The following is a 13,957-nucleotide window of genomic DNA, read 5'->3' on the forward strand; positions in this document are numbered from 1 at the left end:
CGATATCCATTGACAAACTTCAGGACTGCGGCTCTTCTACAGGGCATGCGTGGGATGTTGCGAACATCGAAATTGACGGCACTGCTGTTTCGACTGGTGATGATATTGTCACTGGCGGGATACAGCGTTTCCACCGTCAATGCCGCAATGCATGGTCCCGATACCGCGGAAATGCAGACCACCCAATCCGCCATGATGATGGATCATGGCGCGATGATGGACCATGGCGGTTCGGCCATGATGTCCAGCGACCACCATAATATGGATACGGCAGACCACGACAGCGGCGTCAAAAAGCCCGTGAAGCCGGAATGCTGCAACGATTTCTGTCTCGGCATGGCGGTACTGATTGCGCATGACGCCCTTGGCGGACCAGTCGTCAATTCCATCCGTTCCTTCCTTGACGACAGCAAGACCGTGGGCCAGATCCCGCTGCTTCACCGTCCACCGAATATCTGAACAGGCAAAGCCCGCCTCTCGGGCAATGATCGTGCGTGAACGGCTTTAGCGCCGTCGCGCCGTTGCATCTCCTGTTCGGAAATTACCATGAACCCTATCTACATCGTGGTTGCAGCGCCCCTTTTGCTGGGCGGCTGCACAGCCACATCCTCGATGAACGAGGCCGCCTCGTATGAAGACGCGGCAAACCCGTCGCTCGGCGTCACCCCTCTGCGTTATCAGACACCGGTCACAGGTTACTCGCACCGTGCTCCGGTGGACCCGAAGCCCTGGCGTAATCAGAACGATGCGCAGGCTCCGAAAGGAGACGCATCATGACGCTACGCGTGATCAAACTCACGGCCGTCCTTTCCGTCCCGCTCGTTCTTGGCGGCTGCGTCACGGCCACCGACTACACCTCGAAGAACGCAGGCTTCACCACCGTTTCGGCCAGGGCGACCGAGGCGACAGGAAAGCAGACTGTCTGGATACAGAACCGGGCCGAGGCGCAGGCAACCGCAACCCGCGTCAAATCGCTGATGTCAGCGAAAACAATCGATGTCGAGACGGCGGTTCAGGTCGCGCTCCTCAACAACAAGGGCCTTCAGGCGGCCTATGCCGATCTGGGTGAATCGGCCGCAACCGCCTGGCAATCGACCATGCTGGTCAATCCGAGGGTCGGCATCGGATTGACGGGGATCGGCACTCCGGGGCTCCGGGCCTACAAGGCGATCGAGGGTGTGATCGTCACCAATATTCTGGCACTGGCCACGCTCAAACAGAATGTCGAGATTGCCGATACCGGCTTCCGAAAGGCGCAGCTCGCAGCCGCGCTGAAGACGTTGCAATTGGCGGCAGATACCCGCCGCGCCTGGATCACGGCGGTTGCTGCCTGGGAAAATGTCGGCCAGCTGGCGCAGGCCCAGACAGCCGCGGATGCCGCCTCGGAACTTGCGAGGAAGCTTGGCGAAGCAGGCTCGCTGAACAAGGAAGGCCAGGCTCGCGAGCAGGTCTTCTATGCCGAACTGACCGGCCAGATCGCCAAGGCGCGGCTTGAAGCCCGGCTTGCGAAGGAGGAACTGACAAGGCTGATGGGCCTGTGGGGCGCGGACATAGACTACTCCATCCCCAACCGCCTGCCCCAGCTTCCAAAGGATCTGGCCAAACGTGAGATGATCGAGGCTGAGGCGCTGCAGCGCCGGGTGGATTTGCAGATGGCGAAGCTCGATCTGGAATCGACCGCCCGGTCGTTCAAACTCACAGAAGCCACCCGATACGTCACCGATCTAGAACTTCGTTCCGGCTTCGAGACCGAACGCGAACTTGAAGACGGCGAAAAACACAAACAGACGACGGGCAATGCCGAGCTGGAATTCGTCATTCCGATCTTCGATTCCGGTCGGGCAAGAATGCGGGAATCCGAACTCGCCTATATGCGCGCAGCAAACCTGCTGGCCGAAAAAGCGGTCAATATCCGCTCCGAAGCCCGCTCCGCCTATCAGGCCTATCGCTCGAACTACGACATCGCCCGGCACTATCGCAACAGCGTGGTGCCGCTGCGGACCAAGATCGAGGAGGAGTCGCTGCTGACCTATAACGGCATGCTCACCAACACCTTCGAACTGCTCGCCGACAGCCGCGAAAAGGTCAATTCGAACCTGCTCGCCATCAATGCCAAACGTGACTTCTGGCTCGCGGAAGCCGGCCTTGCGCCCGCCATCTACGGCGGTGGCGCGGGTACGGCAGGCGCGGAGACCGAAGTTGCCGCCACTGGTGGTGGCAGCGGTGGCGGACACTGAGAGAGGAAACGACCATGTTCAATAGACGAAACTTTCTGGGCGTCGGCGCCGCAATGGTCTCCACGGCGGCCTGGGCAAAGACATCGAATAGCAGCCTGCCGGAAGCTGCCGTGATGGAAACGGCAGCAACGCAAGCCCCCGTCAAGCCCACTACCGGTCCCGATTACAATCCGGTCGTCACCCTCAACGGCTGGACCCTGCCTTTCCGGATGAACAATGGCGTCAAGGAATTCCACCTTGTCGCCGAGCCAGTGGAACGCGAGATGGCGGAGGGCATGACCGCCCGCCTCTGGGGCTATAACGGCCAGTCACCCGGCCCGACCATCGAGGCCGTAGAAGGCGACCGGGTGCGGATTTTCGTGACCAACAAGCTGCCGGAACATACAACGGTCCACTGGCACGGCATGATCCTGCCATCAGGCATGGACGGTGTCGGCGGCCTGTCGCAACCGCATATCCCCGTTGGCAAGACCTTCGTCTACGAGTTCGATCTCGTGAAGTCCGGCACCTTCATGTACCACCCGCATTCAGACGAGATGGTGCAGATGGCGATGGGCATGATGGGCTTTTTCGTGGTCCATCCAAAGGACCCGACCTTCATGCCTGTTGATCGCGACTTCGTGTTCCTGATCAACGCCTTCGACATCAATCCCGGCTCCTACGTTCCGAAAATCATGACCATGACGGACTTCAATCTGTGGTCATGGAACAGCCGGGTATTTCCGGGCATCGATCCGCTGGTGGTCTCCAAGGACGACCGGGTGCGTGTCAGGGTCGGCAACCTGACCATGACCAACCACCCGATCCACATGCACGGCTATGATTTCGAGGTGACGTGCACGGATGGCGGCTGGGTGCGGCCCGAGGCCCGGTGGCCGGAGGTCAGCATCGACATCCCCGTCGGCGCCATGCGGGCCTATGAATTCGACGCCAAATATGTCGGCGACTGGGCGATCCATTGCCACAAGTCGCACCACACGATGAATGCGATGGGACACGATGTCCCAACCTTCATCGGCGTCGACAAGAAGACCGTCACCGAAAAGATCCGCAAGGTGCGGCCGGAATACATGCCGATGGGTACAGCCGGCATGGCCGATATGGGCGCGATGGAGATGGAAATCCCTGAGAACACCGTTCCCATGATGACCGGCTGGGGTCCGCACGGCCCCATCGAAATGGGCGGCATGTTCTCCGTGGTGAAGGTCCGCGAAGGCATTTCCGCGGGCGATTACTCAGATCCCGGCTGGTACCAAAACCCGCCCGGTACCCAGGCCTGGGAATGGACCGGCGACGTGCCGGATACCGAAAAGACCAATGATCCGAAAACACAGATCACGCCGAAACCGATGAAACACGGCTGATCGTGCAGACCATATCCCCACCAGAACCAAGGAAAAATTCGATGACCAGACTGAAACTTGCACTGCTTCTCACCGCTCTTGCCACACCCGCCTTCGCATCGGGCACCCACGGCGGCGGCCATGAAGCGATGGCGATCGGCGAACCCGGCGACAAATCCAAGGTAACCCAGACCATACAGGTCACCATGAAGGAAACGCCTGATGGCAAGATGCTGTTCACGCCCGCCAAGTTCGAATTCAAGAAGGGCAAGACCGTTCGCTTTGCCGTGAAGAATGTCGGCGAGCTGGACCATGAATTCATTCTCGACGAACAGAGCGCAAATCTGGAGCACAAGGCCGCCATGGCAAAGGCCCCGGAGATGGAACACGACAATCCGAACGCAATCAGCCTTGCGCCGGGCGAAAGTGGCGAAATTATCTGGAAATTCACCAATGACGGCATGTTCGAATTCGCCTGCCTGAAGCCCGGACATTACGAGGCCGGCATGCGCGGCGATCTCAAAGTTTCGGCCAAGTAACCAATCGAAAAAAGGAATCTGACCATGAAGACGATCGTTAAAATTACCCTTGCAGCCGCTCTGTTGCTTACAGCCCCCTTTGGCGCATTCGCACAGGAATTCACCAAGGGTACGGTGAAGAAGGTCGACGCTACCGCCAAGAAAGTCACCATCATTCATGAGGAACTGAAGAACCTCGACATGCCCGCCATGACGATGGTGTTCCGCGTCAAGGACGATGCCCTGCTCGCCAAGCTCAAGGAAGGCGCGAACATCGAGTTCATCGCCGAACGTGCGGATGGCAAGCTGGTCGTAGCCCAGGTGAAATAAGGCAGTCCTCGTCTGCACATGCCCGTACCAGACCACAGGCACGGGCATGTGCGATTTGAGCAGGCGGCGGACGAACCCCGAACACAAATTTATTGCTCAGGGCATGACCTTTGTTCGGCGCTATGCCGTATTCCCATGAATTAGCGCAGAAACGCAGTGTCGATTGTGTCCGCATGCTTCGTGAACAGCCGATGCAGTGAGAGGAACACGGCGAGCATCAGTGGCCATGCAATCAGGACATCGGAGAGAAAATGTGCGCCCATAGCTGCCCTGTTTAGGGAGCAAAGCACGATGAACGGCATCAAGATCGCCGTGGCGCTCAGGCGGAATTTTTCCGGCAGGAAGATGATGAACGCCAGCAGGGCGATTGCGGACGCGCTTTCGCCGGACGGAAAGGAGCAGTTGCGCGAACAGCTGCCATCGAGGGAAAGAACGGGCGTAAAAAACAAATCTGCCCCGAATTCACTGATATGCCGCGGTCTGGCACGTCCGAACAGGTTTTTCAGCACATGCACGGTCGCACCCGGCCCAAGCGCATAAAAGGTGAGAACAAGTAGCAGTTTGTGAGGGCGGATGGCACGCCGCACGCCGGAGACAAATGGCGTTGCAAGGAGCAGGCAGACAAGCGTGGACAATAAAATGGCGGGAAGTGCGCGGTTCAGATCGCGGACGGAAATCAAGAATTGATCCTCGCCAAGACGAAAACCATCTGTCCAGAACCAGCGACTGGCGTCAAGATCGATATCCGGCCTGACAGTGAAGAAGACCATCATTGCAAGCGTGGTCGAAAGCGCGAGCAGAGATGGGCTGCCGGAAACCCATGCGAAAGTCTGGCGCGCCGTGGGGATGACGGCAAAGCGGAACTTCGGCTTTTCGGGCCGGCCTGGCCATTTCTGTTCGGTCTTATGGGAGAGATACTGGTGCATGGCCAGCTTTCTTCCGTAGAAATGTCAAGGTTCTGCGGAGGAAGTCCCAAGACTGAGAGGAAAAGCGTGCCTGCCGCATCTATCTCGTGAGACGGCTCTTGCCCGGCGCTTTGCGTCGGCTTAGCGTCCCGGCAATAAAGCGGTAATATCAGTAAGTTCGTAAGGTCAGCATGGACAAAGGTCTCATTCTCATCGTCGAAGACGACCCCGACATCATGCAGATTCTGGACGCCTATCTCATTCGTGACGGATACAGAACCGTTAGAGCCGGGGATGGCGAGACGGCCATGACGCATTTCTCCATGCTGCGGCCGGATCTCATTCTTCTCGACATCGGGCTACCGAAGCTCGATGGCATCGATGTGCTGACACGCATCCGGCGGGAGCGTGATACGCCGATCATCATGGTCACCGCCCTTGCCGAAGATATGGACAAGCTGACCGGTCTGCGCCTGGGTGCCGACGACTACATCGTCAAACCTTTCAACCCGCAGGAAATGGTCGCCCGGGTAAATGCCGTTCTAAAACGCTCGCGTCAGCCAACTGGCGGAGGGATCCTGCGTTTCGGCGCCATCGAAATAGATACCGAAGCTTACATCGCGGCTGTTTGCAGCGATGCGGGACGAACCGTTCTGCCGTTGACGCTCAGCGAATTCAGAATTCTTGCCCATATGACGCGTCGCCCCACCTATGCCTTTCAGCGGGCCGATCTTCTGGATGCCTGCCTGCCGGAAAGCGATGCGCTGGCACGCACGGTCGATACGCACATCGCCAATCTGCGTAAAAAACTGACGGATCACGGTGCTGGCGGTTATCTGGTGTCGGTGCGCAGCATCGGCTACCGACTTGCCAGGGAGCAGACATCATGAGGTTCCGGCGGCTCCGCCTGCGCACGATGACGGCGATCACAATCACCACAATGCTCATCTTTGCGGTTGCGTTGGTCTATTTCGGCGTTTCCTGGTATTCGGACACCATTGAGGAGCGCATCCTTGCCCAACTGTCGCCTGATGCCGCCAAGGCTTTCTCGGATATTGACCGGGGCGTGATGCCGGATCAGCGCCAGCTTCAGGCCCTTATCGAGGTTTTACCGGGCCTGGAGGACCAGGCAGATAGCGAACTTCTCAAATCGGTGTTCCTCTTCGGATTGCTCGGTGTCTTCCTGTGCAGCTTGCTTGGTTATTTCATCTCCCGGCGCATTGCAGCACCTCTCGGCGAACTTGCCGACGCGGCGCGGCGCATGGCGACGGGCGACTTCAGCGGAGGCGCAAAGATCAAGGCGAGCCGCATCGCCGAAGTCGGATTTCTGGTCGACAGTTTCGAGACTTTGACGCAGGAGCTTCAGATGATGGAGCGCCGGTTGAAGTTCAACACCATGGCGGTAGCCCACGAGCTGCGCACCCCGCTGACCATCCTGCAAGGCCGTTTACACGGCATTGCCGATGACGTCTTTCCGCTCGACAAGCAGGCCATTCGCCACCTAATCGGCCATGTGGAAGGACTTGCGCGTCTCGTCGACGATCTGCGGACGCTTTCGCTGGCAGAAACCAACAGTCTCGTTACGGAGATGCGGCCACTCGATCTCGCTACCGAATGCGCGGCCGTGGCGGAGGCGGCACGGCCTCTTCTCGAAGAGGCAGGAATTCGTCTCGATATGTCGCTGCAGACGGCTCCAATTAGCGGCGACCCTCAACGCCTTCAACAGCTACTGCTCATCCTGATGGATAATGTACGCCGCTATGCGGCGAGCGGGAAGAGCCTCTTCTGCTCGACCGGAGTCCGGGAAGGACGTCCCTTCATAACAATCGAAGACAAGGGGCCGGGTTTTCCCCCCGGCATCGAGGCACACGGCATCGAACTCTTCTGGCGCACAGAGCCGTCGCGTGCACGTAAGACCGGTGGCACCGGCCTCGGCCTGTCGATTGCTCGAGCGATCGCAAGCGCGCATGACAGCGATTTGCAGATAGATCCGCGACAAGACGGCGGAACCGTCGTCACGGTTCTCTTCAAGGCGGCCTCCTGAAAAATCCCGGCGAGTTGATGCTCTCCCATGCGCGCTGACGGTGTGCTTCGTTGGGGCTTATTCCAGGGTTTCACCGCGCCAGGACTGCTGTCGGGAATAAGGTGATCGCAAATTTTCCCTACGCCGAATTATTTTCTATAAAATAGATAGAAAAAGAACGACCTGTCTTTCTTGAGGCGCTCCTCATGCCTAGTTTAGCTGTCATCATTGGTCGCCGTCAGGGAGGACCGATGTTGAGCGAAATCCCGTATCGATCCAGCAAACTGCACCGCTGCAATTGATACTGGCGCATTATCGGCCCGGTAGAATTGGAGGAAAAGGTGACACGATACGTTATCATTGGCGCAGGCGCGGTTGGCGCAAGCCTTGCCGCACAGTTCGAGCTTTCCGGCATCAAATATGCTCTGGTCGGACGCGGCGCACAAATTGCCTCCATCATTGAACAGGGGCTGAGCTACCAACGCCCCTCAGGCACGCAGCAAATAAGGCTGAACGCCTTCGACGTATCCGCTCCGCCGGACCTGGCGCCCGACGATATCCTGCTGCTGACCGTCAAAACGCAGGATGCGGCAGCCACTCTGGCAGACTGGTCATGGCGACAGGTATCCGGCGTGGAAGGTCTAACAGCCACGCAGTTGCCGGTGGTTACCTTTCAGAACGGTCTGGCGACGGAAGCGCTGGCGCTCAGGACCTTCGCCAATGTCTACGGCGCCAGTATTCTGACCCCTGCCCGGTTTACACAAACCGGCGCGGTTGCGGCGGCCGGCAATCCGCAGGTCGGCGTGGTCACGATCGGGCGCTTCCCGGCCGGTTCCGATGAAACGGCGAAGGAGATTGCCGCAGACCTCACACGCGCCAATTATCTTGCGGAAACCAGCAGCGATATCCGCCGCTGGAAATCGGCAAAACTGCTTCATAACGTCCGCAACGCGCTGGATCTGTTCGACGGAGAAGACGATCTGCGAGCATCGATTGCCGAAGCGCTGGTCAATGAAGCCCGCCAGACGCTTGAGATAGCAGGCTACAATCTCGCCTCTCCCTCTGAACGGGCTGTCGATATTTCAGGCTGGAGCATCGCTCAAAACAGCGGCATTCAGCCCGGCCAGCAATCGACCTGGCAGAGCTTTGCCCGGGGCGCTTCCAGCGAGGTCGACTTTCTCAACGGTGAGATTGTGCTGCTCGGCCGTCTGCATAACGTCGCGACACCGTATAACGAGGCTATCCAGTCTCTTGGCGGCAGGCTGGCGCATCAGGGCGGCTTCTCGAAGGCGGTGCCGCTTGACGCGATCCTTTCTTTTGTCGGGCAGCTCCACGAGCGCGACAAAACCGGTCTCGCCGCCGCGCAATGATGCGTGCGACCCGTTCTTCCCATGAAACCACCAAGCTGAAGCGATAAAATGAGAGAAGCCATTCCAGACCAGATTCTCACCGCCGCCGGCGCGCTGTTTTATACCGAAGGTATCCGGGCGGTCGGTATCGACCGCATCATCGAAGAAGCGAAGGTCGCAAAAGCTACTCTCTATCGGCATTTTCCGTCCAAGGATCATCTTGTCGCGGCCTATCTTCAGGATCGCCACGATCGTGTCATTCGCTCGCTGAAGGATGTTCTGACGGCGACGATTGATCCAAGGGACCAGCTGCAGGTGATTTTCGAGCGGCTTTACGAGAAGGCCGACAGCCCTGAATTCAGGGGCTGTGCCTTTGCACTCGCGGTTGCCGAACACGGCGATTCCGAACGCGTCGTCACCGTGGCTCGAACCCACAAAAGAATGGTGCGGGATATTTTCGAGACCGTCATGTCGAAAGCGGGGGTGCGACTGGATCAGGCCGCCTCCCACCTTTCGCTTCTTTACGAAGGCGCACTTGCCACCGTCGAGGTCGGGCGCGATCCGCATGCCGTACTCATCGCCCGGGACTGTGCGCTCTCGGTATTCGATCTCGCCACCGGCGAGATATCCTCAGGAGACAAGATATGACCAAGACCATCGACTATTTCTTCGGCATCGGCTCCCCCTGGGCCTTTCTCGGCCTGGAGCCTTTCGCCACGCTCGCTAACGAGCACAACGCCACGATACGGCCCTATGTCATCCCGCTGATCGAGGATAATGGCGCCATCTACTCACGCAACCGTCCGGAAGCGCGCCGCGCCTATTGGACGAAGGATTTGAAGCGATGGGCGGCGTTGCGCGGCAAGTCCCTTAACTTCGACAATCGCGCCGCCCTTTCCGATCCCACGCCGGCCGGCTTCATGGTCATTGCCGCGATCGATGCGGGCGAGGACTGGTTGAGGCTGACCAAGGCGCTTCAGGAAGCTTTCTGGGAAGGAGGCCAAGATATTGGCAATGCCGAAGTTCGCCGCGCAATCGCTGACAAAGCCGGTTTCGACGGGGCGGCGCTGGACGAACGCGGCGGAAGCGATGCCGTGGAAGCCATCCGGAAAGCCAATTATGAGGCCGCAAAGGCAGCCGGTGTGTTCGGGCTTCCGACATTCCGCTACGAGGACGAACTGTATTGGGGACAGGACAGCCTGCCCTTCCTCGAACGTCATCTCAAGGGCGAAAAACTGGCCGCCTGATCCCCGCCGAAAACCGGGTGACTGTCACGCCGTGGCCGCAACCCGGCCATGGCTCTCTCCAGACCATTCCCGTGGAGTTTCTCATGTCTCTTTTCCCGCCCTCTTCGCGCGGAGTATCGCGATGAGCGCACTGCCTCCCGCTCTCTCGGACGCTTTGCGCAACCGTTTCGGCGAGCGTTTTTCCACCGCGCAGGCATTGCGGGAACAACACGGCCGTGGCGAATCCCACCATACGCCGTCGATCCCGGATGCCGTCGTTTTCGCCGAGAGCACGGATGATGTGGCGGAAGCCGTGCGGCTTTGCGCCGCTGAAGGTGTTCCCGTTATCGCCTTCGGCACCGGCACTTCGCTCGAAGGCCATCTGACGGCAGTGCGTGGCGGTGTCTCCGTCGATCTGTCGCGCATGTCGAAAATCGTCCGCATCAGCGCCGAGGATCTCGATTGCACGGTGGAGGCCGGCGTCACGCGCGAGCAACTGAACACGCATCTGCGCGACATGGGCCTGTTCTTTCCGATCGATCCTGGCGCCAATGCGTCCATCGGCGGCATGGCGGCAACCCGCGCTTCCGGCACAAACGCCGTGCGTTACGGCACAATGCGAGAAAACGTGCTGTCGCTGACAGTCGTCTTGCCGAACGGCCAGGTCATCCGCACCGGCGGGCGGGCGCGTAAATCATCAGCAGGTTATGACCTAACGCGGCTGTTCGTCGGCTCCGAGGGGACGCTCGGCATCATCACGGAAGTGACGTTGCGACTCTACGGAATTCCCGAAACCATCTCGGCTGCACTTTGCTCCTTCGAAAGCGTCGAACAGGCAGTTGCGGCAGCCATTACGGTCGTGCAGCTCGGCATTCCAGTTGCGAGAATGGAATTAATGGACCGTGGCCTGATCGAGGCCGTCAACGCCTATTCCAATCTTTCCCTCAAGGTCGAGGACACGCTCGCCTTCGAGTTCCACGGCTCGCCTGCTGGCGTGAAGGAGCAGGTCGAGATGGTCGCTGCCATAGTGGAAGACAATGGCGGCAGGGATTTCGAATGGGCGAATGCGCCGCAAGATCGCAACCGCCTCTGGAAGGCGCGCCACAACGCGTTTTACGCCGTGGTCTCGCAGCGCCCGAACGCCAGGGGCTGGTCTTCCGATGTCTGCGTGCCGGTATCCGAGTTGAGCGGCTGCATCGTCAGGACCCGGGAATTGCTACGCGACTGCAGCGTGCCCGCCGCCATTCTCGGCCATGTCGGCGATGGCAACTATCATGTGGTCTTCGCCGTAGACCCTGCAAATCAAGCCGAACTCGACGAGGTGGCGGCAATCAACAAGAAGATGGTGCAGCACGCCATCTCGGTTGGCGGCACTTCCACCGGCGAGCATGGGGTTGGCACCGGCAAGATCGCTTATCTGCGGCAGGAACACGGCGACGCGGTGGACCTCATGGCCATAATCAAAAACGCCATAGATCCGGCCGGCATCATGAACCCGGGCAAGATCCTGCCGAGCCAAGACTTGCCCAGCCGCCGAGAAACGCTTTGACCGTGCGGGATTTCGCAGATGGATAATTACAAGACCCACAGCTCCCACTGGGGCGCCTTTTCCGGCAGCTACCGGAATGGCAAGCTCGATATCCGTCCGCATCCGGACGATCCACACCCCTCGCCCTTGCTCGCCAATCTGCCGGCAATCGCCGATAGCGCCGCGCGCATCCGGCGTCCGGCGGTCAGGCGCGGCTGGCTGGAGGGAAAACCGGGCAACGCGCAGATACGCGGGGCGGACGACTATGTGGAGGTCGATTGGCCGCAGGCGGCGGACCTCGTCGCGAAGGAACTTCAAAGGGTTTACGGCGATTACGGCCCACAGGCCGTGTTCGGCGGCTCCTACGGCTGGTCGAGCGCCGGACGTTTCCATCACGCGCAAAGTCAGGTCCACCGTTTTCTGAATACGCTTGGCGGATATGTGCGCTCCGTCAACACGTATAGTTCCGGCGCGGCGATGGTCATTATTCCGCATGTTCTCGGACCCTATGATCATTTCGACCGCAAGAGCGTTACCTGGGATGCAATCGAGCGCAGCAGCGAATTGATCGTCGCCTTCGGCGGCATGGCGATCAAGAATACGGACGTGCATGGCGGCGGCAACAGCGTGCATATCGTGCCACAGAAGCTGAATGGCGCACGTGCACGCGGCGCGCGATTCGTGCTGATCAGCCCGCTAAAAGACGATTTTCCGAAAGACCTCAATGCGGAGTGGCTGCCGGTCATACCCGGTACCGATGTCGCGCTGATGCTCGGACTTGCGCATGTTCTCGTCACCGAGGGCCTGCACGATCGGGCGTTTCTTGACCGCTATGCCGTCGGCTATCAGCGTTTAGAAGACTACCTGCTCGGCCGGACCGATGGTGTGGCGAAAAGCCCCGAATGGGCTTCCGGGCTCTGCGGCATCGGCACGGAAACTATTAGGGAACTCGCCCGCACCATGGCGCGCGCGAGAACATTGATCACTGTCAGCCATTCGCTTCAGCGCGCCGATTATGGTGAGCAACCCGTCTGGCTGGGGATCGTTCTTGCCACCATGCTCGGTCAGATTGGCCTCGACGGCGGCGGATATTCCTATTCCCTCGGCGCTTTGGGCAATGTCGGCAAGAACCTGCTGGCCGTTCCCCTGCCGACACTTAGCCAGTTCAAAAACCCGGTCGCGGATTTCATTCCGGTCGCGCGTATTGCCGACATGCTGCTCAATCCTGGTGGGGAATTTCACTATAACGGCCAGAGGATGCACTATCCCGATATCCGCTTGGTTTACTGGGCGGGTGGTAACCCGTTCCACCACCATCAGGATATCAACCGGCTACGGGCAGCGTTCAGACGGCCCGAGACCATCATCGTGCACGAAACCGCATGGACATCATCCGCGCGGCATGCCGATATCGTGCTGCCGGCGACGACAACTCTGGAGCGCGACGACATTGGCGCCGCCGACCGCGATCCTCTGATGATCGCGATGAAAAAGCTGATCGAACCGGTTGGTGAGGCGCGCGACGACTACGAAATCTTCTCCGAGATCGCGCGCCGGCTCGGCAAATTCGAAACCTTCACCGAAGGCCGCAGCAGCCGGGAATGGCTTGCCTTCCTCTATGAAACAACGCGTGGGGCGCTTGCCGCCGGTGGGCATGAGGCTCCCGATTTCGAAACGTTCTGGGAACGTGGAGAGATAGGTCTGCCGCTCAAGCCGGATGACGGAGGGCCTGCGCGTGCCTTCCGTGATGATCACCTAGCCTTCCCTCTGAAGACACCATCCGGTAAAATCGAAATCTTCTCCGAGACGATCGAGGGTTTCGGCTATGACGATTGCGGCGGCCATCCGCAATGGTATCCCGGCAGGACGAAACCGGAAGACGAAGCGCTCTATCCGCTGCATCTGGTCTGCAATCAGCCGCATCAGCGTCTGCACAGCCAGCTCGACTATGGCGCCTTCAGCCGCTCCACCAAGATTAAGGGCCGGGAACCCGTGCGCATCAACCCCGAAGATGCAGTCCGCCGGGGCATTGCCGATGGCGATATCATCAGGCTGTTCAACAGTCGTGGCAGCTGCCTCGCCGCAGCCGTCCTGAGCACGGATGTGCGCAACGGCGTGATGCAGCTGGCGACGGGTGCGTGGTTCGAACCGCATGACCGGCATGCAGAGCAAGCGATGTGCATTCACGGCAATCCGAACATCCTGACGCGCGACATCGGCACCTCGAAACTGGCGCAGGGATCGACCGGTCAGATTACCAGAGTGGAGGTGGAACGTTTTGCCGGTGAGGCGCCTCCGGTGCGGATTTTCGAAAAGATGACATTTGCAAAATAAGTGAGGGATGGGTGTTCCGGCACTACCTGAAAAATCGCACCGCCAACGTATTTCGGGCGTCGGAAAAGCTGATCCTACCACCTTCGGAAACCGCGGCAAAATAATCCATTAATTCGATAGAAAAAGAACAACTGGTCTTTCTCCTTCTGGCCACCCTGCTACGT

14 protein-coding genes are annotated in these 13,957 nt (G+C 59.3%); 13 read left to right on the plus strand and 1 reads right to left on the minus strand.

What is annotated here, in order from left to right:
* Positions 1-45 precede the first annotated feature (45 nt).
* The 6 genes from GH784_RS12060 (at position 46) to GH784_RS12085 (ending at position 4,428) form a co-directional block, all read left to right on the plus strand.
* Positions 46-459 carry a hypothetical protein gene (locus GH784_RS12060; protein ID WP_035252624.1) on the plus strand — a complete coding sequence of 138 codons (414 nt, stop codon included), beginning with the start codon at positions 46-48 and terminating at the stop codon, positions 457-459.
* 87 nt (positions 460-546) lie between these two features.
* Complete coding sequence (locus GH784_RS12065) at positions 547-777, plus strand: hypothetical protein (protein ID WP_004431588.1); 231 nt, start codon at positions 547-549, stop codon at positions 775-777.
* Positions 774-2,237, plus strand: a complete 1,464-nt coding sequence (locus GH784_RS12070; RefSeq protein WP_004431586.1) for a TolC family protein — start codon at positions 774-776, stop codon at positions 2,235-2,237. The genes GH784_RS12065 and GH784_RS12070 overlap by 4 nt, the downstream gene beginning before the upstream one ends.
* Before the next feature lie 14 nt (positions 2,238-2,251).
* Positions 2,252-3,601 (plus strand): multicopper oxidase family protein, encoded by a 1,350-nt coding sequence (locus GH784_RS12075; RefSeq protein WP_004431584.1) that lies wholly within the window; start codon positions 2,252-2,254, stop codon positions 3,599-3,601.
* Positions 3,602-3,642: 41 nt separating this feature from the next.
* A complete protein-coding gene (locus GH784_RS12080; RefSeq protein ID WP_004431582.1) occupies positions 3,643-4,119 on the plus strand; it encodes a cupredoxin domain-containing protein in 477 nt (158 codons plus the stop codon).
* Between the two features lie 24 nt (positions 4,120-4,143).
* Positions 4,144-4,428: a copper-binding protein gene (locus GH784_RS12085; protein ID WP_004431579.1), complete on the plus strand. Its 285-nt coding sequence runs from the start codon at positions 4,144-4,146 to the stop codon at positions 4,426-4,428.
* Between the two features lie 140 nt (positions 4,429-4,568).
* Here GH784_RS12085 and GH784_RS12090 read toward each other — a convergent pair whose 3' ends face one another.
* Positions 4,569-5,354, minus strand: a complete 786-nt coding sequence (locus GH784_RS12090; RefSeq protein WP_004431576.1) for a phosphatase PAP2 family protein — start codon at positions 5,352-5,354, stop codon at positions 4,569-4,571.
* A gap of 170 nt (positions 5,355-5,524) precedes the next feature.
* On the opposite strand from GH784_RS12090, the gene GH784_RS12095 reads away from it, so the two are divergent.
* The 7 genes from GH784_RS12095 to GH784_RS12125 all read left to right on the plus strand — a co-directional run bounded on the left by GH784_RS12095 (position 5,525) and on the right by GH784_RS12125 (position 13,793).
* The gene (locus GH784_RS12095; protein ID WP_004431575.1) at positions 5,525-6,223 is read left to right on the plus strand and encodes a response regulator; all 699 of its coding nucleotides are present in this window, start codon (positions 5,525-5,527) and stop codon (positions 6,221-6,223) included.
* Positions 6,220-7,377, plus strand: coding sequence for an ATP-binding protein (locus tag GH784_RS12100; protein ID WP_004431573.1), 1,158 nt, complete (start codon positions 6,220-6,222; stop codon positions 7,375-7,377). The genes GH784_RS12095 and GH784_RS12100 overlap by 4 nt, the downstream gene beginning before the upstream one ends.
* A gap of 320 nt (positions 7,378-7,697) precedes the next feature.
* On the plus strand, positions 7,698-8,726 hold the full coding sequence (locus tag GH784_RS12105; protein ID WP_004431571.1) for a ketopantoate reductase family protein: 1,029 nt from the start codon (positions 7,698-7,700) through the stop codon (positions 8,724-8,726).
* A gap of 48 nt (positions 8,727-8,774) precedes the next feature.
* Positions 8,775-9,353, plus strand: coding sequence for a TetR/AcrR family transcriptional regulator (locus GH784_RS12110; RefSeq protein WP_112492821.1), 579 nt, complete (start codon positions 8,775-8,777; stop codon positions 9,351-9,353).
* Positions 9,350-9,952: a 2-hydroxychromene-2-carboxylate isomerase gene (locus tag GH784_RS12115; protein WP_025595255.1), complete on the plus strand. Its 603-nt coding sequence runs from the start codon at positions 9,350-9,352 to the stop codon at positions 9,950-9,952. Before GH784_RS12110 ends, GH784_RS12115 begins: the two co-directional genes overlap by 4 nt.
* A gap of 121 nt (positions 9,953-10,073) precedes the next feature.
* Entirely contained in the window at positions 10,074-11,480 is a 1,407-nt protein-coding gene (locus GH784_RS12120) for an FAD-binding oxidoreductase (RefSeq protein WP_025595256.1), read from the plus strand.
* Positions 11,481-11,498: 18 nt separating this feature from the next.
* The gene (locus tag GH784_RS12125; RefSeq protein ID WP_112492822.1) at positions 11,499-13,793 is read left to right on the plus strand and encodes a molybdopterin guanine dinucleotide-containing S/N-oxide reductase; all 2,295 of its coding nucleotides are present in this window, start codon (positions 11,499-11,501) and stop codon (positions 13,791-13,793) included.
* The last annotated feature ends 164 nt before the right edge of the window (positions 13,794-13,957 follow it).

The organism is Agrobacterium tumefaciens (assembly GCF_009649785.1).
GTDB classification, from domain to species: domain Bacteria; phylum Pseudomonadota; class Alphaproteobacteria; order Rhizobiales; family Rhizobiaceae; genus Agrobacterium; species Agrobacterium tumefaciens.

Bases quoted from the DNA above. Each gene is read 5' to 3' on its own strand.
- GH784_RS12080 (WP_004431582.1), top strand. From the start codon at position 3,643: ATGACCAGACTGAAACTTGCACTGCTTCTCACCGCTCTTGCCACACCC.
- GH784_RS12120 (WP_025595256.1), top strand. From the start codon at position 10,074: ATGAGCGCACTGCCTCCCGCTCTCTCGGACGCTTTGCGCAACCGTTTC.
- GH784_RS12075 (WP_004431584.1), top strand. From the start codon at position 2,252: ATGTTCAATAGACGAAACTTTCTGGGCGTCGGCGCCGCAATGGTCTCC.
- GH784_RS12115 (WP_025595255.1), top strand. From the start codon at position 9,350: ATGACCAAGACCATCGACTATTTCTTCGGCATCGGCTCCCCCTGGGCC.
- GH784_RS12095 (WP_004431575.1), top strand. From the start codon at position 5,525: ATGGACAAAGGTCTCATTCTCATCGTCGAAGACGACCCCGACATCATG.
- GH784_RS12065 (WP_004431588.1), top strand. From the start codon at position 547: ATGAACCCTATCTACATCGTGGTTGCAGCGCCCCTTTTGCTGGGCGGC.
- GH784_RS12085 (WP_004431579.1), top strand. From the start codon at position 4,144: ATGAAGACGATCGTTAAAATTACCCTTGCAGCCGCTCTGTTGCTTACA.
- GH784_RS12090 (WP_004431576.1), bottom strand. From the start codon at position 5,354: ATGCACCAGTATCTCTCCCATAAGACCGAACAGAAATGGCCAGGCCGG.
- GH784_RS12100 (WP_004431573.1), top strand. From the start codon at position 6,220: ATGAGGTTCCGGCGGCTCCGCCTGCGCACGATGACGGCGATCACAATC.
- GH784_RS12070 (WP_004431586.1), top strand. From the start codon at position 774: ATGACGCTACGCGTGATCAAACTCACGGCCGTCCTTTCCGTCCCGCTC.
- GH784_RS12125 (WP_112492822.1), top strand. From the start codon at position 11,499: ATGGATAATTACAAGACCCACAGCTCCCACTGGGGCGCCTTTTCCGGC.
- GH784_RS12110 (WP_112492821.1), top strand. From the start codon at position 8,775: ATGAGAGAAGCCATTCCAGACCAGATTCTCACCGCCGCCGGCGCGCTG.
- GH784_RS12060 (WP_035252624.1), top strand. From the start codon at position 46: ATGCGTGGGATGTTGCGAACATCGAAATTGACGGCACTGCTGTTTCGA.